Genomic DNA, 20,282 nt, shown 5'->3' with positions numbered 1-20,282 from the left:
GATCGAATCGAGTGGCGAACATGCCTCGTGACGCTGAGCTGGACCGTCTGAAGGCTGCACTTGACCAGGCAGGGGAGCACAGGGAGTCCGCGCGCCAGGACCAGGACGCCGCCTGGCAACGTCGGGAACAGGCCAAGGAGGCGATGAACCGCATGCACTCCTTGAGAGAAACGGCCAACAAAGCCCAGCAGGAGGCCTGGGATCGACAGGCAGCGCTGCGCGAGGCCATGAACCGGGCGTACGAGGCGATGCAGGTCGCACGGGACGTGCAGCAGGCGGCTTGGGAAAGCTATCAAGGTGTTCGGTCTGGCCACAGCTCGCGCATCGACCACTTGAAGAGCAGGGAGGACGCCGCTCACCAGAACATGCTTGCCGCTTTCGATCGCGCCACGGACGCGCATAACGCGAGGGACGGCGCGTCGGCGAGGAGGTGGGCAGATGAAGGGCACGGGTATAAAGCTGAACGCGAAGCGTGCAAAGCGGAGCGACGCGGGCTTCTCGACGTCAGCAGTGATGCCAAGGCCGGATGGGAACGGACGAGACCGGCATACCAACACGCCAAAGACGAGTTCCAACGAGCGCGCAACCTCTTCGACAATGCCAAGGCCGAGCGCGAGCGGGCGCAGACTCAGCAGCGGAACGCGAAAGACGCCTTCGATCGAGCTAGAGAAGCGTTCCTGGCGGCCAGGAACGAACACGACCGGCTTAGTGTCGGGTACAAGGCGGCCAAACGTTCGTTCATCGTGGCGCACGATCGCTACAAGGACCGCAAGACCGAGCTGAGGGCGATCAAAGAAGATGCTTTGAGCATCGCGGCGATCCCGGTGCAGTATCGCGACACGGCCGTGGTGCGGCACAACCCCGACGGGAGCGTCGACGTGTTCTTCGGCGGGCTGGTGGAGGGCGACGGCCACTTCCACGGTCACTACCACTTCGAGGCGTCGGGTGAGATCACCTATCGCCGGGACCCGTTCCAAGATCATGGACCGCAGAACTTCCGAGGTGAGAAGTACATGCCGGACCAGGACACCTCCGAGCGACGTCAGACTGAGCGCTACAAGGAGTACAAGAGGCGCTTCGACGTCGACTGGTAATCGATCTCCCACCACCGTTGCGCCACCGGGGTGAACCCCGGCAACGCCTCCCTCCCGCCCCGCGACTTACGGGCGGAGGAAGGGGAAGACATGTCCATCGACGTTCAGCAGCCCCGGCCGCAGGGTCTGGTCGGGAGCCACGTCCACATCGCCGGTACCGCCGGCGGCGCGTTCGAGGCGCAGTTCGGCTACCGGGTCCACGAGGGCCACGACGAGGTGACCGGCGGGTTCACCGCCGGTGACGGGGTCGGCGGCCACGGCCAGTTCCAGGTGCGGGTCGACGTGTCGGGTGCCTCGTTCGCGCTCGACCGGCTCTTCGTCGAGGTGTTCTGGGTGTCGCCGGAGGACGGCGCCGAGCTCGACAAGGTGATCGTGCCGGTCGTGTACGGGCCTCGGATCGTGCCCGGCTACCGGGCCTACCAGGAGTACGAGATCAAGTCCGGCGACACGTTGTGGTCGATCGCCACCCAGTTCTACGGCTCCGGCAACCTCTACACGCGGCTGGTGCGGGCGAACCCGCACGTCATCACGAATCCCAACGTGATCACACCGGGGGCCGTGATCAGGGTTCCGCAGTCCTGATCCCCGTGCGCCGGCCGGGGGAGTCCCGGCCGGTCTGTGCCGCCTGGTGACTGCGGAGTTACCGCTCGTTGCCGCCGCTGTGATCGGATGGTCCCGGTGGCAGCGAGCGCGGTGGTGAGTTGGGACACGGACTCAAGTGAAGCTGTGCCGGGGACCTGGCGCCTTGTTGGTTTCATACAAAGCACGCTGCTCAACTCGTTCCGATCTAGCGGTTTTGCTACCGAGTAGTAGACGAGAGTGTGTACATCGATTGGGCGGCGTGTGCCGCTGAGGTCGTCATGTCCGCGAGGAGCCAAGTCGTTGTTCAGTCGTGTAGCGATCGTCAACCGCGGGGAAGCCGCAATGCGGCTGATCCACGCCGTCCGTGAGCTCGCCGCCGAGTCAGGGGAACGGATCGAGACCGTCGCCCTGTACACCGATGTCGACAAGTCGGCGCCCTTCGTGAGAGAGGCCGACCTCGCCTACAACCTCGGCCTGGCGGCTGACCGTCCTTACCTCAACCTCGAGGTGCTGGAGACCGCCCTCGTCGAGACGAAGGCCGACGCCGCGTGGGTCGGGTGGGGCTTCGTCGCCGAGATCCCCGAGTTCGCCGAGCTGTGCGAGAAGGTCGGCGTCACGTTCGTCGGCCCGTCCGCCGAGGCCATGCGCAAGCTCGGTGACAAGATCGGCTCCAAGCTGATCGCCGAGGAGGTCGGCGTCCCCGTCGCGCCGTGGTCGCGCGGCGCCGTCGACAACCTCGAGCACGCCCTGAAGGTGGCCGAGGAGGTCACCTACCCGCTGATGCTCAAGGCGACCGCCGGTGGTGGCGGCCGGGGCATCCGCAAGATCACCTCTCCCGCCGAGATGGAGGAGAACTTCGAGCGCACCAGCCTGGAGGCCGCGCGCGCGTTCGGCTCCGGCGTGATGTTCCTGGAGCGCCTCGTCACCGGCGCCCGGCACGTCGAGGTGCAGGTCATCGCCGACGGCCAGGGCACGGCGTGGGCGCTCGGCGTCCGCGACTGCTCGGTGCAGCGGCGCAACCAGAAGATCATCGAGGAGTCGGCGTCGTGCGTGCTGGAGCCGCACCAGGTCGACGAGCTGAAGTCCTCGGCCGAGCGGCTCGCGAACGCGGTGGGCTACCGCGGCGCGTGCACCGTCGAGTTCCTCTACCACCCCGGTGAGAAGCTCTTCGCGTTCCTCGAGGTCAACACCCGCCTGCAGGTCGAGCACCCGATCACCGAGATCACCACGAGCTTCGACCTGGTCAAGGCGCAGCTGCACGTCGCAGGTGGCGGCAAGCTGGAGGGCTCCAAGCCCGTCGAACAGGGCCACGCCGTCGAGGCCCGCCTGAACGCCGAGGACCCGGACCGCGACTTCGCGCCGTGCCCCGGCACGATCGTCCGTCTGGAGCTCCCCGCCGGTCCCGGCATCCGCGTCGACACCGGTGTGGCCGAGGGCTCGCAGATCCCCGCCGACTTCGACTCGATGATCGCGAAGATCATCGCGTACGGCCGCACCCGCGACGAGGCGCTGGGCAAGCTGCGCCGCGCCATGGCCGAGACGACCGTCATCATCGAGGGCGGCACGACCAACAAGAGCTTCGTGCTCGACCTGCTCGACGAGCCCGCCGTGATCGACGGCTCGTGCGACACCTCGTGGATCGACCGCGTCCGCGCCGAGGGCGGCCTGATCTCGCACCGCCACTCCGCGATCGCGCTGGCCGCGGCCGGCATCGAGGTCTACGAGGACGAGGAACAGCTCAACCGCGCCCAGCTGCTGGTGTCCGCCCGGGGCGGTCAGCCGCGCACGAACCACGAGGGCGCGAGCAAGCTGGAGTTCGTCCTGCGCGGCCAGCCGTACGTGGTGAACGTGGCCCGCACCGGTTCGGCCAAGTACCGCGTGGGCGTCTCCGCGGCTGACTCGGACGTCGTGCTGACCGGTGACGTCGACGTCGAGCGGTTCGACCACCACGTCGGCCAGATCACCGTCAACGGCACGCGGTTCCGCGTCGTCACCGGCACGCACGGCCCGGTCCACCAGGTCGAGGTCGACGGCGTCACCCACCGCGTCACCCGCGACGAGGGCGGCGTCCTGCGCTCGCCGATGCCCGCGCTCGTCGTCGCGACCCCGCTGGCGGTCGGAGCGGAGGTCGAGGCCGGTGCCCCGGGTGCTGCGGGCGCCGTTCCGCGCCCGGCTGCGGGAGCTCAACGTCGTCGTCGGCACGCAGGTGCCCGCCGGCGGTGCGTTGCTGAAGCTGGAGGAGATCGAGGACGCGGAAGGCGCCGTCGAGGAGCAGAAGTCCGAGTCGTCGGTCGAGCTGGAGCTGCCCGAACCGCGCACGGACGTCCGGCCGGAGGAGCTCGCCGCCCGCGGTCTCGACGACCTGCGCGCGTTGCTGCTGGGCTTCGACACCACCGCCGGCGAGACCGCGCGAGTGCTCTCGAACTACATGGGCGCGCGCGAGGAGCTGCAGGAGCGGCCGCTGGTCGCCGAGGCCGAGCTGCTCAGCATCTTCGCCGACGTGTGCGACCTCTCCCGCAACCGTCCCGCCGGTGAGGACACCAAGCCGGAGAACCACATCCACTCGCCGCGCGAGCACTTCCACACCTACCTCAAGACGCTGGACGCGGACCGCGCGGCGCTGCCGGAGGGCTTCCGTGCCCGCCTGCAGAGCGTGATCGGCCACTACGGCATCACCGAGCTCGACCGCACGCCGGAGCTGGAGCAGGCGGTCTTCCGCGTGTTCGTGGCGCTGCGCCGCGGTGTGTTCGACGCGGTCGTCGCGACGACCCTGCTGCGCCAGTGGGTGCAGGAGGCGCCGCCCGTCGAGTCCGAGCGGGTGCGGGTCGGCCTGGTGCTCGAGCACATCGTCGCCGCGACGCAGGTCCGCTACCCGGCGGTCGCCGACCTGGCCCGCAGCGTGGTGTTCGCCTGGTTCGCGCAGCCGCTGGTGCGCCGCAACCGCGCCCGCGTGCACAGCGAGGTCCGCAAGCACCTGATCCACCTCGACACCCAGCCCCAGGCCGCCGACCGCGAGGAGCGCATCGCGGCCATGGTGGCGTCGGCCGAACCGCTGGTGCGCCTGCTCGGCCAGCGCATCGGCAAGCCCGGCGCGGACAACACCCCGCTGCTGGAGGTGCTGGCCCGCCGTTACTACACCAAGAAGGCGCTGGAGAACCCGCGCGTGAACGGCGCGTTCTTCCTCGCGGAGAACGAGCCGGAGCAGACCCGTCTCATCTCGACCGCGGTGGAGTTCCCGTCGCTGGCGGACGCGATCGGCGACGTCGCCGAGCACGGCGGCGGCAGCGCCGTCGTCGCGGACCTCTACGTCAACTGGCCCGACGGTCCGTCCGACCAGGACGAGATGGCAGCCGGCCTCGGTGCTGCCCTGGCCGCGCACCAGCTGCCGCCGACGATCACCCGCATCACCACCACGGTGGCGGGCCGCCGCGGCGAGTCGATGCACCACCACTTCACGTTCCGCCCGTCGTCCGGCGGGTTCGCGGAGGAGAGGCTGGTGCGCGGGCTCCACCCGCGCATCGCCGAACGCATGCAGCTGGAGCGGTTGCGGGAGTTCGACCTCACGCGCCTGCCCTCCGTGGACGAGGACGTGTACCTGTTCCGCGCCGTGGCCAAGGCGAACAAGTCCGACGAGCGCCTGGTCGCGCTGGGCCAGGTCCGCGACCTGACGCCGTTGCGCGACGACGAGGGCCGGATCGCGGCCCTGCCCGCCGCCGAGGACGTGCTCGCCACGTGCCTGGACGGCATCCGCAGGGCCCGCGCCCAGGCCGGTGGCCGCACCCGCCTCGCCACCAACCGCGTGGTGCTCTACGCGTGGCCGCCGACCGAGCTCGGCTCGAAGGACCTGGACGCGATCGGTCAGCGCGTGCTGCCGACGACCGCCGGCCTGGACCTGGAAGAGGTCCTGTTCCTGGCGCGCCGCCGCGACCCGGTCTCCGGTGAGCTCACCGACATCGGCGTGCGGATCGCCCAGGACGCGGGTTCCGGCGTGCGGTTCTCGTTCGTGCAGCCGCCGACCGAGCCGATCCAGCCCCTGGACGACTACCGCCAGAACGTCCTGCGCGCGCAGTCCCGCGGCACGATCTACCCGTACGAGCTGGTCGACATGCTCGTCGGCGACGGCGGTTCCTTCGTGGAGCACGACGTCGTCGAGGGCGCGCTGGTGCCCGTCGACCGCCCGCGCGGCGGCAACAAGGCGGGCATCGTGGTCGGCGTGGTGACCACGCCGACGCCCGCGTACCCCGAGGGCATGAAGCGCGTGGTGCTGCTCGGCGACCCGACCAAGTCGCTGGGCGCGCTGGCCGAGCCCGAGTGCTCGCGGGTGATCCACGCCATCGACCTGGCCGAGTCGCTGTCCGTTCCGCTGGAGTGGTTCTCGCTCTCGTCCGGCGCGAAGATCTCGATGAGCTCCGGTGTCGAGAACATGGACTGGGTCGCGGCCGCGCTGAAGCGGATCGTCGAGTTCACCCAGGACGGCGGCGAGATCAACGTCGTCGTCAACGGCATCAACGTCGGCGCCCAGCCGTACTGGAACGCCGAGGCCACGATGCTCATGCACACCAAGGGCATCCTGGTCATGACGCCGGACTCGGCGATGGTACTGACCGGCAAGCAGGCTCTCGACTTCTCCGGCGGCGTCTCGGCGGAGGACAACTACGGCATCGGCGGCTACGACCGCGTCATGGGCCCGAACGGCCAGGCGCAGTACTGGGCCCCGGACCTGCGGTCGGCGTTCGACGTGCTGCTGGCGCACTACGAGCACAGCTACATCGCGCCGGGCGAGTCCGGTCCGCGCCGGGTGTCCACTTCGGACCCCTCGTCGCGTGACGTGTCGTCGTACCCGCACATCGTCGGCGACAGCCCGTTCACCACGGTCGGCGAGATCTTCTCGGTCGAGTCGAACCCGGACCGCAAGAAGCCGTTCGACATCCGCACCGTCATGCGCGCCCTGTCCGACCAGGACCACGAGGTCCTGGAGCGCTGGGCGGGCATGGCCGACGCCGACACCGCCGTCGTCCAGGACGTGCACCTCGGCGGCATCCCGGTGACGCTGCTGGGCGTCGAGTCGCGCGGCGTCGCCCGCACCGGCTTCCCGCCCACCGACGGCCCGGACACCTACACCGCCGGCACGTTGTTCCCGAAGTCGTCGAAGAAGGCGGCCCGCGCCATCAACGCGGCCTCCGGCAACCGCCCCCTGGTGGTGCTGGCGAACCTGTCCGGCTTCGACGGCTCCCCGGAGTCCATGCGGGAACTGCAACTCGAGTACGGCGCCGAGATCGGCCGCGCGATCGTCAACTTCCGCGGCCCGATCGTCTTCACCGTGATCTCGCGCTACCACGGCGGCGCGTTCGTGGTCTTCTCCAAGGCGCTGAACCCGTCCATGACGGTCCTCGCCGTCGAGGGCTCCTACGCCTCGGTCATCGGCGGCGCGCCCGCCGCGGCCGTGGTGTTCGCCCGCGAGGTCGACGGCCGCACGGCCAACGACCCGCGCGTGAAGAAGCTGGAGTCGGCGGTGGCCGAGGCCTCTGGTGCGGAGCGCGCCGCTCTGACCGCGGAGCTGGCGTCCACCCGTCAGGCGGTGCGGACGGAGAAGCTGAACGAGATGGCCGCCGAGTTCGACCGGGTGCACAGCGTGCAGCGCGCGGTGGAGGTCGGGGCGGTCGACGCGATCATCTCGGCTGCGGAGCTGCGGCCGGCGATCATCAAGGCGATCGAGGCGGGCCTGAAGGAGTAGCGGCCCTTAGGATCAGGCCCGGTCGTCTTCGGACGGCCGGGCCTTTTCTCTCCGGGGGATCTTGATGGGTGACATTTCCGGTCCAGGTGGGACTGTCGTGAACTCGGCACTCGCCGAGCTTCTCGAGCACCGCTCCGACTACGACTACCTCCCGATCCTCGGTGCCGTCGCCGACCACGGGGTCTTCATCCCGTTGGCGGCCAACGGTTCCGTGATGTTCGGCGCGGGACCGCACCTGCCCTGCTTCGCCAGCGAGGAGAGTTGCCGCGAGTGGATGCCGGAGGCGGAGGCCTCCGTGTTCTGCGACGCCCTGGGGCTGATGGACGTCTACGAGCTGACCGACGTCGTGACAATGGGGTTCCCCTCGCCGGAAGGCGTCGGCGGCATACCGGTCCCACTGCTGCACCGCGTGCTGCGGGAACGCGGCTCGGACACGTTGGGCGAGCGGTTGCTGCCTCGCCCGTCCGCGCACGCGCTGGCCGGGGCGCTCCGCGAGGCGGTGGGGCGGCGGATCGAGGAGTTCCCCGCGGTCAAGGTCGTCTGGGTGTCGGACGGACGGTTGGCCGATGCCGGTGAGGTGCACCTGATGGTGCACGTCGCGGTGGACGAGCCGATGCCGTCGCCGTCGGCGGACGCGTTGCTGGACGTGCTGGCCGGGGACGTGGTGCGCCGCGACGGTGATCCTCGGGTCGTGGCGTTCTCGGTGAACACCACGACCGACGCCGACATCGTGACGTGGCTGGAAGGCATGGGGCTGGACTCGGTGCGAGCGCCGGAGCGGCCGGCGAAGCGGTGGTGGCACCGCTCCTGATCATTCGTTCGACACCCCGAACGGGATGTGTACGCACGGCACCGAGTCCACGAGGTGCTGTCGTTGGTCGTCAAAGAAGATGTGAGGTTTGAGCACGTCCAGCACCTTGCGCTTCTCGATGCCACCCAGGAAGAACGCGTCGTCCACCGCCGTGATGCCCCACTCGTTGAGGCTGTTCAACGCACGTTCGTGTGCGGGAGCATTGCGTGCGGTGACGATCGCGACGCGCAGACGAAGTTCGTAGTTGAGATCCGTCATCCGACGCGCCTCCTCGACGGACCGGATCTTGTTGATGTTGAGCATGAAGTTGAGCAGAGGGCCTGGGTGGTGAGGGGTGACCGCGTTCGCGGTCTCGTATTCCTGGAACGCGGGAAGGCCGGCGCTGCCGTAGACCTTCTCGGAGTCGTCGTCGGCAAGCACTCCGTCGAAGTCGAAGGCGATTCGGAGCTCGTCGCCGTCGTCGTCTCTGAAAGCAGACTTGAGCACATGTCCTGCCGGTAGGCCGGCGGCAACGGCGTTGTTCACGTCATTCTTGTCCGCGGACAGGAACAGCGACATGTTGAGCGCCGTCATGTAGTCATACGGCGAGATCCCCTGTTTGAAGATCGCTCTCGAGATCGGGAGCTTGTGGTGGGCGATTGAACGCATGACGCGTATACCGGTGTCGGGTGAGTTGCGGGACAGGACGATGACCTCGACCAGCGGGTTATGGGCATCGCCCAAGTCGTTGAGTGAGAGCAACCTGCGGATGAACGGGAAGGCGACACCAGGCTTCAGAGGCTTGTCGCGTCTCTGTCGTTGGTGTCTTCGGTATGCTTCAAGGCCCTCGTGTTTGAAGACGGTGTCGGACTTCTTGAGGTTGAACAGCGCGCTAGACGCGATGCCGACCACCAATCGATCACTGAGTTCGTAGGCCATGTGGATGTATCGCCTGCGGCCGTTCAGTCGTTTCGGGTTCCATGATCAGCCCGATCGACTTCGTTCGACACCCCGAACGGCACGTGCACACAAGGCACCGTCGAGATCAGGTGCCCGCGCTGGTCGTCGAAGAAGACGTGCGGCTTCAACACGTCCAGAATCGGCCCCTTCTTCAACCCTCCCAAGAAGAACGCGTCGTTCACGGTCAACCCCCAAGCCTTGAGGCTGTTGACAGCGCGCTCGTGCGCGGGCGCGGACCGCGCGGTCACCACCGACACCCGCACGCGATCCTCGGCGTGGCGCTGGATCCGGTTGATCCCGGCGAGGAAGTTCCGCAGCGGCCCGGGATCCAGCGGCGTGACGACGTTCGTGGCCTCGTGCCGCTGGAACTGGTCGAGCCCGCCGCTCTGGTAGATCCGCTCGGACGCGTCGTCGGCCAGCACCCCGTCGAAGTCGAACGCGATCCGCAACGCGGGATCGTCGTCGTCCTGGAACGACGACGTGAGCACCTGGCCCGCGGGCATGCCGGCCAGAGTCGCCTTGCGGACGTCGTCCTCGTTGGCGGACAAGAACAACGACATGTTCAACGCGGGCATGAACTCGTGCGGGGCGCGGCCCTCGGTGAAGATCGCGCGCGTGATCGCGAGGCCGTGGTGCGCGGCGGAGCGGAGGATGCGCAGGCCCGTGTCGGGGGAGTTGCGCGACAGCACGATCACCTCGACCAACGGCCCGAGCGCGTTGAGGCCCAGCAGACGGCGGAGGAACGGGAACGCGACGCCCGGTGCGAACGGGTCGTCCAGGTGGGCTTCCTGGTAGGCGCGGTAGGCCTGTTCGCCCTCGGCGGTGAAGACGGCGTCGGACGCGGACAGGTCGAACAGAGCGCTCGACGCGACACCTACGACCAGCAGGTTCTCCAGGCTGGGGGCCACGACGGTGATCGTAGCCGCCGGTTCTGGTACGGTCGTACCAATGTACTGGGTTGTGCTGGTGGCCTCCGGGGTGCTGGAGGCGGTGTGGGCCACGGCGCTCGCCGCGTCGAACGGGTTCCGGCGGCCGTGGCCGGTGGTGGTGTGGGCCGTGGCGATGACGGTGAGCCTCGTCGGGCTCGCGTGGGCGATGCAGGGGATCGCCGTCGGCACGGCGTATGCGGTGTGGGTCGGCGTGGGAGCCGTGCTCACGGTGCTCGTCGCGGTGCTGCGCGGTGAGGAGAAGCTCGGTGTGGCCAGGGCGTTGCTGCTCGTCGCGTTGATCGGCTGCGTCGCGGGCCTGAAGGTGGTGAGCTGATGTACTGGGCCGTGTTGCTGGGAAGCGCCGTGCTCGAGGCGGTGTGGGCGACGGCGTTGTCCCAGGGGGCCTACGTGGTCTTCCTGATCGCCGCGACGCTGAGCATGGTCGGCCTTTCCTTCGGCATGAAACGCATTCCCGTTGGGACCGCGTACGCCGTGTGGGTCGGCATCGGCGCCGCCCTGACGGTGGCGTGGGCGATGATCACCGGCGAGGAGTCGGTCTCCGCGTGGAAGATCGTGTTCCTCACCGGGATCATCGCCTGCGTCATCGGCCTGAAGTTCTTGAAATCAGGCGTTGATGGTCCACCGCTGGTTGGCGGTTCCGGCGCAGTCCCAGAGCTGGAGCCTGGTGCCGTCGGCGGAACTGTTGCCGGTGGCGTCGAGACAACGTCCTGACGCCGCGTTGCGGAGCTGGCCGTTGGCCTCCGCGGTCCACTGCTGGTTGCCCGAACCCGTGCAGTCCCACAGCTGCGTCACGGCGCCGTTGGCGGTGCCGGACGCGTCGAGGCACTTGCCCAAGGCGCGCAACGTGTTGCCGTTGCGGGTCCACTGCTGTGCGTTGGTGCCGTTGCACGCGTAGAGCTGCACCGCGGAGCCGTTGGCGGAGTTCGCCGCGGCCACGTCGACGCACTTGCCGCCGAAACCGGTGATGGTGCCGCCGGTCGGAGGCTGGGGGTTGCCGTTGCCGGCGGTCTCCCAGATGGCGTTGAGCAGGCTGGTGCTGCCGGTCGTGTCCTGGGAGAGCTCCCAGTTCATGATGCCGCCCGCGTTGGCCAGCGCCCACTGCGTCTTGCGACGGATCGTCGGAAGACCGTTGTAGGAGTTGCCGTTGTAGCTGTCGCGGTTGGCGTTGGCCGGGTCCTGCGCGACGAGGTCGCGGTAGGAGATGTACGTCGGCCGGCTGTAGAACGGCACACCGAGAACGGCCTTGCTGGCCGGCAGTCCGCGGTTCTTCCAGAAGTTGACCGACGCGATCGACCAGTCGTAGTTCGCGTGCGGGCTGCCACCGTCGTAGGCCATGATGTTGAGCCAGTCGACGATGCCGAACACCGCGGGCTGCACGCCGTTCGCCGTGCCGCCCTCGCTCACCACCGCGGCGGTGAGCAGCTTGCCGCGGCTGTGCAGCTGGTCGCCCAGCTGGCGCATCAGCAGCGTGTAGTTGTCGCCCTCGACGCCCGGATCCGGGTACTCCCAGTCCATGTCGACGCCGTCGAGGTTGTACTGGTTGACGAGGTTGATCAGTGCGTTGACGAACGTCGTGCGGCCGTTGGCGCTGGCCGCGAGGATCTCGAAGTTGTCGTCGTTGCCGTCGTTCCAGCCGCCGACCGCGATCGAGACCTTGACGCCGTTCTGGTGGCCGAGGCTCACCAGCTGCTGCAGCTTGCCGGGGTCCGGCAGGCCCTGGAGCGTGCCGTTGGAGTTCGGCAGCACGAACGAGTAGTTGATGTGCGTGAGCTTGTTGTAGGGAAGCGAGCTGACGTTGCCGGCCCAGGACGGCATGTAGCCGACGCTCTTGAACCCGGCGGGGTAGGCGGCCTGCGCGGCAGGCGCCATGACTGTCAATGTCGCCGCGGCGGCGGCCAGCGCTAGGCCGGCGGCACCGAGGCGTGAGCGGAATGAACGCATTGCAGGGGGAGGCCTTCCACTTCGTCGAGCGCCCACGGCGGACGTTAGTGGTCTAGACCGGTTGCGGGAAGATCGACTGGGTACCGGAACTGGTTCCGGTCTACCTGCGGGAACATCACCGCAGGTAGGAGGCCCCGTTCACATCCATGATCGTGCCGCTGGCCCACGTGGCGTGCTCCGAGGCCAGCCAGGCGACCGCCGCGGCGACCTCCTCCGGCTCCGCCACGCGCCCGAACGGGCTCTGCGCCCTGATCGCGCCACCGGCCGGTCCGGCGAGCAGATCGGTGACCATCTCGGTCCGCACGAACCCCGGCGCGACGCCCGCGACGGCGATGCCCTGCGGCGCCAGGGACTGCGCGAGCGACTGGGTCATCGCGTGCAGGCCCGCCTTGGCCGCGCCGTACGCGGGGGCGTCCGGCTCACCCCGGAAGGCGCCCCGCGAGCCGACGTTGACGATGCGGCCGCCCCCGGTCATGTGCCGGACCGCGTGCCAGGCGAGGTCAGCCGGGCCGAACAGGTTGAGCTCGATGGTGCGGCGCCAGGCCTGCTGCCACTCGTCGAACCCGGTCGTGGCGATCGGGTGGTGGAAGTAGATGCCCGCGTTGTTCACCAGGACGTCGAGACCGCCGAGCTTCTCGACGGTCTCGCCGACGACCTGTTCGGCCTGGTTCGCGCCGAGGTCACCCTGGACCGTGACGTGCCCGTCACCGGGGAGGCGTTCCGCCACCTCTCGTGCCTCGTCCGCGCCGGAGCGGTAGTGGACGGCGACCTGGTGGCCGCCCTCCGCGAGGGCGTGGGCGATGGCGGCGCCGATGCCGCGGGAGGCTCCGGTGACGAGTGCGCGTCGAGTCATGCGTCGATCATCCCTGACTGTTGATCAGCCACTTCCCGTTCTGCTGCACGAACGTGAACGTGGGCGTCTCGGTCATGGCGACGTTCGACCCCTGCATGTACTGCAGCGTCACGGTCACGGCGTTGTCGCCCTGCGGCACGAAGTTCGACAGCTGCACCGAGGTGTAACCGCGCCAGAACGTCTGGTAGCCGTCGTAGGTCAGCCCTCGCCCGGCCTTGAACTGGTCGGTGAGCAGGGACCAGCCGGTCTGCAGGTCGCCGGGGATGAGCGCGTAGTAGGCGGTGATCGCCTCCGTCGCGTTCTTCGGACCGGCGGGGGGCTGCGGGGTGTCGCTGGGGGTGCTCGCGGGCGGGTTCGTCTCGGAGTTCACCGGGGGCTGGGTCTGGCTGCTCGCCGGCGCCGACGCGGGCGGCTGGTTCTCGCTCGTCGTCGGCTGGTTCGACGCGGAGCTGGAGCCGGTCTGGCCGCCGGGCGGCGTCTGGGCGTTCTGCTTGTCGCCCTTGGGCCACAACAGGAACGAGCCGACGCCCACGGCGATCACGAGCAGCACGATCGCGATGGGGACCCACGGGAACTTCCGGCGGTTCTCGTCGGGTTCCGCCGGGGGTGCGGGTGGGGTGGCGACAGGGGGTGCAGGAGCCTGCGCGGGAGCCACGACGGTCGGGCGGACGGCGGGTTCGGCCGCCTTCTGCTCGGGAACCGTGGCCGGTGCCGGAGTCTCCTGCTCGGGGACCGCGGGCGGTGCGGCCTCTGGTGCCTTCTGCTCCGGGGCGGGCTCCACGACCGGTTCCGGGGTCGGCTCGGGCGCGGCTTCCGGCTCTGCCACGGGCTTCGCGGGCGGAGCGGTCAGACCGGCCGCCTCCACGGCGGCGGCGCCGGCGACCAGTCCCGCCGCGGCGGCGGCAGCGTCCTTCTTCGCCTTCTCCTCCGGCTGGGCCTCGACCGGGAGCTTCACGGTCGACGGGATGACCACGGTCGCGGCGGCGGCCTGAGGCGTCTCGTTCACGACGGAGGCCAAGAGGTGGACGGCCTCCTCCATGCTCGGACGGCGCTCGGGATCGGTCGCGAGCAGCCGGAACAGCACGGGGGACAGCAGGGGGCCGGCGTTGGCCGGGGGCATGATCGAACCGCCGGCGACGCGGTGCAGCATCGCGAGGTGGTTGTCCGCGGTGCCGAACGGCGGACCGCCCTCGACGGCGTTGTAGAGCGTGGCGCCGAGCGAGAAGACGTCGGAGGGCAGCCCGGCGTCCTCGCCGCGAGCGACCTCGGGGGAGAAGAAGGCGGGCGTGCCGACGGTGCCGGTCGCGGTGGCGGTGCCGTCGTCGGTGGCGCGGGAGATGCCGAAGTCGGTGATCTTGACTTCCTGGTCGCCGATCAGGACGTTGCCGGGCTTCACGTCGCGGTGCTGGATGCCGTGGCGGTGCGCGGCGGCCAGCGCGGCGGCGGTGTAGCACCCGATGCGGGCGACCTCGCGGGGAGGCAGCGTGCCCTGTTCGGTGATCACGGCGGCGAGGCTGCGGGAGGGGAGGTACTCCATGATCAGCCAGGGGCGGCCGTCCTCCTCCACCACGTCGTAGACGCGGATGGCGTTGGGGTGCTCCAGGCGGGCGGCGAGCCGGGCCTCGCGCATGGCCCTCGCCTTCGCGCGGTCCACCCTGGCGTCGTCGAGGCCGTCGAGCGCGAGCAGCTCCTTGGCGGCGACCACGCGGTGCAGCTGCTCGTCGTAGGCCTGCCAGACGACTCCCATCGCCCCTTGGCCGACCTTCTGCTTCAACTGGTAGCGGCTTCCGATCAGCCTGCTGCTCTCCTCCACGCGGGTGCTCCCGTCCCCTCTCGTCACTCACAAGTGTGACGGTTGCCGCGTTCGTCGTTGACTGTAACCCCGCTTGGGGGTACACATGGGGTTATGCCGAAAATCAACGTGTACCTGCCCGACGAGCTCGCGGACTCCGTGAAGGACATGAACATTCCCGTCTCGGCGATCTGCCAGAGAGCGCTCGAAGGCTCGGTCAAACGGATCGCCGCGATCAGGGCGCTCACCGTGCAGGACCTCGAACGCGACAACTTCTCGCAGGTGACCGATCGCGCGTGGAAGGCGCTGCGGATCGCCGCGGAGGTCTCCCATGGCACTGGGCTCGGCACCGCGCACCTGCTGGCCGGGATCGTCGCGGAGGGCGGCAACCTGGCGCTGGACGTGCTGCGCGCGCTCGACGTCGACCCGGGAAAACTGCCTTCGTTCGCCCCGTCCGACGGCGGCAGGCAGTTCGCTGACGACGGGGCCGCCGCGCTGGAGCTCGCCGTCGTGGAGGCCATCGCCCTGGGGCACAACTACGTCGGCTGCGAGCACCTGCTGCTCGGCGTCGTCGCCGAACCGAACGGCGCGGGCGGCGAGACGCTGCGCGAGCTGGGCGTGGAGATCAAGGGCGCGCGCCGCGCGGTCCAGACGGCGCTCGCGGGCATCATCCACCTCCAGAAGCAGCAGGAGGCCGCCCCGGACGCGGCGAAGGTCCTCGAAATGATCATGACTCGGCTGGCGCGGCTGGAGCAGCACGCGGGTATCGGCTGACGAGCTCCGCGCCGATGCGCGCCAGGTGGTCCTGCACCTCCGGCGACTCGACGGTGACGAGGCCGCCCCATCCGGCGACGTTGCGGGCGATGTCGAGCGGCCGCGGCGCCGTCAGCTCCACCCTCGTGTGCTCGCCCTGCTCTCCGACGACGGTGCAGTGGCGTCCGTGCTGGTGCTGGAAGACCTCCAAGAACCTGGTGGGCACGAGCACGGTCGCCGACGTCTCCGACCGCTTCGCCTCGACGGCCGTGACGACCTGGTCCCACGCTCCCGCCAGTTCGAAGTCCGCGGGCCGGGAGGCCGGGGCGCCGGTGAGGGAGACGCCGAGGACGCGGTCCAGCCGGAACGTGCGCTGCCCGTCGGAGGTGCCGGCGATGAAGTACCAGGTGCCGTCCTTGTCCACGAGTCCCCACGGGTCGACCTCGCGGCCTTTCGGCGCCTCGCCGCGCTTCTGGTAGGTCAGCCGGACCCGCACCTGCTCGACCACGGCTCTCTGCAGCTGTGCCACCAGTGCGGGCCTGTCCCTGGTGTCCTCGCCCCACCCGGCCGTGTCGACGATCGTCGCGTCCGCGGCCGCCTCCGCACCGGCGCGGAAGGTCTGCGGCAGCGCCCGCACGAGCTTGCGCAGCGCGGACTTGATCTCCGGTGCGACGGACGCCGCCGGTCCCGCGATCAGGAACAACGCCTGGGCCTCGGCCGAGGTGAGTCCGCTGAGGTCGGTGCGGGCGCCGCCCACGAGCGACCAGCCGCCGCCCCTGCCGGGCTGGGGGTACACGGGCACCCCCGCGGCGGACAGCGCTTCGAGGTCGCGGCGGGCGGTGGCGTTGGAGACCTCGAGCTCCGCGGCCAGTTCTTTCGCGGTCACCCGGCCACGTGCCTGCATCAGCAGCAAGGTGGCGACGAGACGGTCTGCGCGCATGTCTCCAGGTTTCCGCTGAAAGTGCTCACTGGATGAGCACTTTACGGCCGAAGCTGAAACGACACCGACCAAAAAATTTCTGGAGGCAGCCGTGTTGCGAGGAATGTCGACCGTGTCCTACTTCGCCGACGACCTGACCGAGGCCCGTGCCTGGTACGCGCGGTTCCTCGGGGTCGAGGCGTACTTCGAGCGGAGCACCCCGGACGGCGTGCTCGCGTACGTCGAGTTCCGCCTCGGCGACTACCAGGCCGAACTGGGCCTCGTGCAGCGCCGGTTCGAGGTGACGCCGTCCGACGGACCGGCCGGGCAGATCCTGTACTGGGCCGTGGACGACCTCGAGGCGACGCTGGCGAGGCTGCTGGAGCTGGGCGCCAAGACCCACGACGAACCGCGGGTGCGCGGCGAGGGGTTCGTGACGGCGTCGGTGGTCGACCCGTTCGGCAACATCCTCGGCGTCATGACCAACGTCCACTACATGGCCGTCGCGGAGCAGAACCGCCCGCCTATCCTGCCGGGATGACGACGAGGCTCGCCATCACCGGCCACCGCGGGCTCACCGCCGAGGTGGAGGCGGAGGTCGACCGGATGATCCGCGCCGCCGTGTCGGACGGTCGGGCGGCGGACGGTCCCGTGGCGGGGGTGTCGTGCCTGGCCGACGGCGCCGACGCGGTCTTCGCGCAGGCCGTGCTGGACGCGGGAGGGTCGCTCGTCGCGGTGCTGCCGGCCTCCGAGTACCGCGAGACGTTGCCCGAGGACTACCGGCCCGTCTACGACACCCTGCTCGCACGGGCGGGCAGGGTCGTGCGACTGCCGTTCGTCACGCCGGACCCGCACGCCTACATGGAGGCGGGCAAGCGGATGGTCGACGAGTCCGACGCGCTGCTCGCCGTCTGGGACGGGCTGCCCGGGCGCGGACCCGGTGGGACGGCGGACGTCGTGGCATACGCGCGGTCGAGGGGCGTTCCGGTCACGGTGCTGTGGCCCGAGGGCGCCGTCCGCTGAACTCTCTCCGTTGAACACTGCGGGTCGTGCGGGTGTGCGGCGGTCGTAGGCTGATCTTCTGGTCCTGGTTCGAGACGGGAACGTGCCGTCCGCCTGGTTTTGGGGGAGCTTGTGAAGACGATCGAACTGCCCGACGGAGCCGTCGTCACGGGGCGTGGCCTGCGCGACGGCAAGCTCGTGGAACCACAACCCGACTACGGGGTGTACCTGCAGCCCCGGCCGGTTGACGTGCCGTGGCCGCACGACTGGATCGACTGGCCGGACTTCCGGCTGCCGCGTGACCACGACGCAGCGATCGCGCTGATCCGCTCGCTGCACGCCCGAGCGCTGTCCGGCGAGAAGGTGGAGGTGGCGTGCAGCGGTGGCATCGGCCGGACCGGGACCGTGATCTCGTGCCTGGCCGTGCTGGCGGGCGTTCCGGCGGCTGACGCCGTGGCGTGGACGCGCGCGAACTACCACCGCCGCGCCGTCGAGACGCCGTGGCAGAAGCGCTGGGTGCGGAACTTCCCCGGTTAGGAGTCGAGCTCGACCACGGTGCGCTTGTGCACCAAGTCGACGACCTCCGGCGGCACCGAGTCGCCGGCCGCGAGCAACCGGGGCAGCAACGCGGCCTCCGTGGTGACGGCGCGGAAGAAGAGCTCGACCGTGACGTCGTGGGCGGGCCGGTGCACGACGGTGATCTCGTCACCGGGTCCGGCCAGGCCGGCTTCGAGCACGCGGAAGTAGGCGCCCGGCCGGGCCTGCCGCGTGAACCGCTTGACCCAGCCGCGTTGCCCGAGGAACTCGGCGAACGTGCGGCACGGGATGCGCGGCCCGGTGACCTCCAGCAGCGCCGTGCCGATCCGCCAGTGCTCGCCGACGAGGGCGTTCGTGTGGTCGATGCCCTGCGTGGTCAGGTTCTCGCCGAACTGGCCGTTGTGCAGGGGGACGTCCAGCTCGGACTGCCACCAGTCGAGGTCCTCGCGGGCGTAGCCGTACACGGCCTGGTACTCGCCCCCGTGCACGGTCAGGTCGGCGATCGAGTCACCCGCGACCCCGCTGCCCGCCGAACCCTTGGGCCCCACCGGGCTGATCCGCAGCGGCCCGTCCACCGGCCGCTTGTCGATGCCGGTGGAGCCCGCACGGGTGTGGTCGGCGGGGACCGCCCGCTGGGCGACGTTCAGCGAGAGCACGACAGGCATGCGCCCGAGGCTATTGGGCGACGGCGCGGGCGTCGATCGAATTGACGTAGTCCTCGTACATGCTCACCTTGTGCGTGATCAGGTCCATGCACTCCTGCAACTGCGCCATCTGCTGGCGGACGCGTTCCTGGTGCTCCTTCAGGATGTCCAGGCGCTGCGGCTCGTTGCCGTCGCCCTGGCGGACCAGGTCGGTGTAGCGGCGGATCTCCGGCACGGGCATCCCGGACATGCGCAGCATGATGCACATCCGCAGCCAGGCGAGGTCCTGTTCCGTGTACACGCGGCGGCCGCCCGGTCCTCTGTGGACCTGGTGCGCGAGGATGCCCTCCTTCTCGTAGAACCGCAGCGCGTGAACGCTCAGCCCGGTGCGTTCCGCGACCTGTCCGATGCTCAGACCCATGTGCCCGAGCATAGGTGCCCGCTCCCGCCTCGACCTGGATCTCGACCCGATGGCGCAGGTGGGCGTCCTGCAACGCGCACGGCCTCGTCCACCACGCCGTGCGGTTCGGCCGGGGGCTTGTCGCGGCCCTTCTCGTCGTCACGCGGCCGGTGCAGGCGTGGAAACGCGTGTGGTACCAGGCACCCGCGGCGCTGGCGGTGATGACCACGAGGCCGGAGAACGTTCTTGACCTAGAGTCGGCTCTACTTCGTAGGTTCTGCCGCATGAACATGCGCTATCGCGTACTCGGGGGAACCGGCATCGAGGTCAGCCACCACTGCCTCGGCGCCATGATGTTCGGCTCCGTCGCCAACAACGACCACGAAGAGGGCGTGCGGATCATCCACCGCGCCCTGGACGCGGGCATCAACTTCGTCGACACCGCCGACATGTACTCGGCGGGCGACTCGGAGGAGATCGTCGGCAAGGCTTTGAAGGGTCGTCGCGACGACGTCGTGCTGGCCACGAAGGTGCACTTCCCGTTGAGCGAAGGGCGAAACCGCAGCGGCAACTCGCGGCGGTACGTCGTGCGGGCCGTCGAGGACAGCCTGCGGCGGCTCGGCACCGACTGGATCGACGTCTACCAGGTGCACCGGCCGGACTACCGGACCGACGTCGAGGAGACGCTGTCCGTGCTCACGGATCTGGTGCGGGAGGGGAAGATCCGCGCGTTCGGGTGTTCGACGTTCCCGGCGGAGGAGATCGTCGAGGCCTACCACGTGTCGTTGACCCGCGGGCTGATGCGGTTCCGGACCGAGCAGCCGCCGTACTCGTTGCTGGCGCGGGGGATCGAACGGTCGGTGCTGCCCACGGCGCAGCGCCTCGGGATGGGCGTGCTGGTGTGGAGTCCGCTGGCCAGCGGGTTCCTGTCGGGCAAGCACCGGGCGGGGGCCTCGGCCGAGGCGTTCCGGGCGACGCTGACCCCGGACCGGTTCGACGAGTCGTTGCCGGGCAACGCGGCGAAGTTCGAGGCCGTGGAGCAGTTCGCGAAGCTCGCCGACGAGATGGGGGTGTCGCTGCCCGCGCTGGCGATCGCGTTCGCGACGACGCATCCGGCGGTGACCTCGGCGATCACCGGGCCGCGCACGATGGAGCAGCTGGAGTCGTTGCTGGAGGGCGCTTCCCTGGTGTTGACCGACGACGTGCTGGACCGCGTCGACGAGATCGTGCCGCCCGGCACCGACACCTACGACGTGTCCGGTGGCTGGAAGCCCGCGGCGCTGCTGGAGGTCCACCAGCGACGCAGGCCGCTCGACCAGCGTTAGCGGTGT

Annotated in this window: 18 protein-coding genes and 1 pseudogene; 11 read left to right on the top strand and 8 right to left on the bottom strand. The window is 69.6% G+C overall.

Annotation, left to right across the window (positions count from 1 at the left end; translation table 11 throughout):
- The first annotated feature begins 20 nt into the window (after positions 1-20).
- The 4 genes and pseudogenes from IE307_RS09215 to IE307_RS09200 all read left to right on the top strand — a co-directional run bounded on the left by IE307_RS09215 (position 21) and on the right by IE307_RS09200 (position 8,221).
- On the top strand, positions 21-1,094 hold the full coding sequence (locus IE307_RS09215) for a coiled-coil domain-containing protein (RefSeq protein ID WP_191297416.1): 1,074 nt from the start codon (positions 21-23) through the stop codon (positions 1,092-1,094).
- Between the two features lie 90 nt (positions 1,095-1,184).
- On the top strand, positions 1,185-1,676 hold the full coding sequence (locus tag IE307_RS09210) for a Gmad2 immunoglobulin-like domain-containing protein (RefSeq protein WP_191297415.1): 492 nt from the start codon (positions 1,185-1,187) through the stop codon (positions 1,674-1,676).
- A gap of 300 nt (positions 1,677-1,976) precedes the next feature.
- Positions 1,977-7,410 (top strand): annotated as a pseudogene (locus tag IE307_RS09205) (ATP-binding protein).
- Between the two features lie 97 nt (positions 7,411-7,507).
- Positions 7,508-8,221, top strand: a complete 714-nt coding sequence (locus tag IE307_RS09200; protein ID WP_191297414.1) for a hypothetical protein — start codon at positions 7,508-7,510, stop codon at positions 8,219-8,221.
- On the opposite strand, the gene IE307_RS09195 is transcribed toward IE307_RS09200, so the two are convergent.
- Both IE307_RS09195 and IE307_RS09190 read right to left on the bottom strand, forming a co-directional pair.
- The gene (locus tag IE307_RS09195; protein ID WP_191297413.1) at positions 8,222-9,139 is read right to left on the bottom strand and encodes a 5'-nucleotidase; all 918 of its coding nucleotides are present in this window, start codon (positions 9,137-9,139) and stop codon (positions 8,222-8,224) included. It abuts the gene before it with no gap.
- A gap of 23 nt (positions 9,140-9,162) precedes the next feature.
- Positions 9,163-10,068, bottom strand: a complete 906-nt coding sequence (locus IE307_RS09190; RefSeq protein ID WP_191297412.1) for a 5'-nucleotidase — start codon at positions 10,066-10,068, stop codon at positions 9,163-9,165.
- 40 nt (positions 10,069-10,108) lie between these two features.
- On the opposite strand from IE307_RS09190, the gene IE307_RS09185 reads away from it, so the two are divergent.
- Both IE307_RS09185 and IE307_RS09180 read left to right on the top strand, forming a co-directional pair.
- Positions 10,109-10,423, top strand: coding sequence for a DMT family transporter (locus IE307_RS09185; RefSeq protein ID WP_191297411.1), 315 nt, complete (start codon positions 10,109-10,111; stop codon positions 10,421-10,423).
- The gene (locus IE307_RS09180; protein WP_191297410.1) at positions 10,423-10,821 is read left to right on the top strand and encodes a DMT family transporter; all 399 of its coding nucleotides are present in this window, start codon (positions 10,423-10,425) and stop codon (positions 10,819-10,821) included. The genes IE307_RS09185 and IE307_RS09180 overlap by 1 nt, the downstream gene beginning before the upstream one ends.
- Here the strand turns inward: IE307_RS09180 and IE307_RS09175 are convergent.
- The 3 genes from IE307_RS09175 to IE307_RS09165 form a co-directional block, all read right to left on the bottom strand.
- Positions 10,714-11,979 carry a glycosyl hydrolase family 18 protein gene (locus IE307_RS09175; protein ID WP_229904549.1) on the bottom strand — a complete coding sequence of 422 codons (1,266 nt, stop codon included), beginning with the start codon at positions 11,977-11,979 and terminating at the stop codon, positions 10,714-10,716. The two genes, IE307_RS09180 and IE307_RS09175, sit on opposite strands and share 108 nt — an antisense overlap.
- A 187-nt stretch (positions 11,980-12,166) precedes the next feature.
- On the bottom strand, positions 12,167-12,904 hold the full coding sequence (locus IE307_RS09170; RefSeq protein ID WP_191297408.1) for an SDR family NAD(P)-dependent oxidoreductase: 738 nt from the start codon (positions 12,902-12,904) through the stop codon (positions 12,167-12,169).
- Between the two features lie 7 nt (positions 12,905-12,911).
- Positions 12,912-14,717, bottom strand: a complete 1,806-nt coding sequence (locus tag IE307_RS09165; RefSeq protein ID WP_229904548.1) for a serine/threonine protein kinase — start codon at positions 14,715-14,717, stop codon at positions 12,912-12,914.
- Between the two features lie 93 nt (positions 14,718-14,810).
- On the opposite strand from IE307_RS09165, the gene IE307_RS09160 reads away from it, so the two are divergent.
- Entirely contained in the window at positions 14,811-15,470 is a 660-nt protein-coding gene (locus IE307_RS09160; RefSeq protein ID WP_191297407.1) for a Clp protease N-terminal domain-containing protein, read from the top strand.
- Here the strand turns inward: IE307_RS09160 and IE307_RS09155 are convergent.
- The gene (locus tag IE307_RS09155) at positions 15,424-16,389 is read right to left on the bottom strand and encodes a helix-turn-helix transcriptional regulator (protein WP_191297406.1); all 966 of its coding nucleotides are present in this window, start codon (positions 16,387-16,389) and stop codon (positions 15,424-15,426) included. The two genes, IE307_RS09160 and IE307_RS09155, sit on opposite strands and share 47 nt — an antisense overlap.
- A gap of 103 nt (positions 16,390-16,492) precedes the next feature.
- Here IE307_RS09155 and IE307_RS09150 point away from each other — a divergent pair, with 103 nt between their 5' ends.
- From IE307_RS09150 to IE307_RS09140, 3 genes are all read left to right on the top strand, one after another.
- The gene (locus IE307_RS09150) at positions 16,493-16,909 is read left to right on the top strand and encodes a VOC family protein (protein WP_191297624.1); all 417 of its coding nucleotides are present in this window, start codon (positions 16,493-16,495) and stop codon (positions 16,907-16,909) included.
- Positions 16,906-17,391 carry a hypothetical protein gene (locus tag IE307_RS09145; protein WP_191297405.1) on the top strand — a complete coding sequence of 162 codons (486 nt, stop codon included), beginning with the start codon at positions 16,906-16,908 and terminating at the stop codon, positions 17,389-17,391. The genes IE307_RS09150 and IE307_RS09145 overlap by 4 nt, the downstream gene beginning before the upstream one ends.
- Positions 17,392-17,502: 111 nt before the next feature.
- The gene (locus IE307_RS09140; RefSeq protein ID WP_229904547.1) at positions 17,503-17,907 is read left to right on the top strand and encodes a protein-tyrosine phosphatase family protein; all 405 of its coding nucleotides are present in this window, start codon (positions 17,503-17,505) and stop codon (positions 17,905-17,907) included.
- On the opposite strand, the gene IE307_RS09135 is transcribed toward IE307_RS09140, so the two are convergent.
- Positions 17,904-18,572 carry an MOSC domain-containing protein gene (locus tag IE307_RS09135; RefSeq protein WP_191297404.1) on the bottom strand — a complete coding sequence of 223 codons (669 nt, stop codon included), beginning with the start codon at positions 18,570-18,572 and terminating at the stop codon, positions 17,904-17,906. The two genes, IE307_RS09140 and IE307_RS09135, sit on opposite strands and share 4 nt — an antisense overlap.
- 10 nt (positions 18,573-18,582) lie before the next feature.
- The gene (locus IE307_RS09130; protein ID WP_191297403.1) at positions 18,583-18,972 is read right to left on the bottom strand and encodes a MerR family transcriptional regulator; all 390 of its coding nucleotides are present in this window, start codon (positions 18,970-18,972) and stop codon (positions 18,583-18,585) included.
- 269 nt (positions 18,973-19,241) lie between these two features.
- On the opposite strand from IE307_RS09130, the gene IE307_RS09125 reads away from it, so the two are divergent.
- The gene (locus tag IE307_RS09125) at positions 19,242-20,276 is read left to right on the top strand and encodes an aldo/keto reductase (protein WP_191297622.1); all 1,035 of its coding nucleotides are present in this window, start codon (positions 19,242-19,244) and stop codon (positions 20,274-20,276) included.
- Positions 20,277-20,282: the final 6 nt, after the last annotated feature.

Source organism: Lentzea cavernae (assembly GCF_014653695.1).
In the GTDB taxonomy this organism is placed as follows: Bacteria; Actinomycetota; Actinomycetes; order Mycobacteriales; family Pseudonocardiaceae; genus Lentzea; species Lentzea cavernae.
This window is presented reverse-complemented; position numbering and strand designations above follow the sequence as displayed.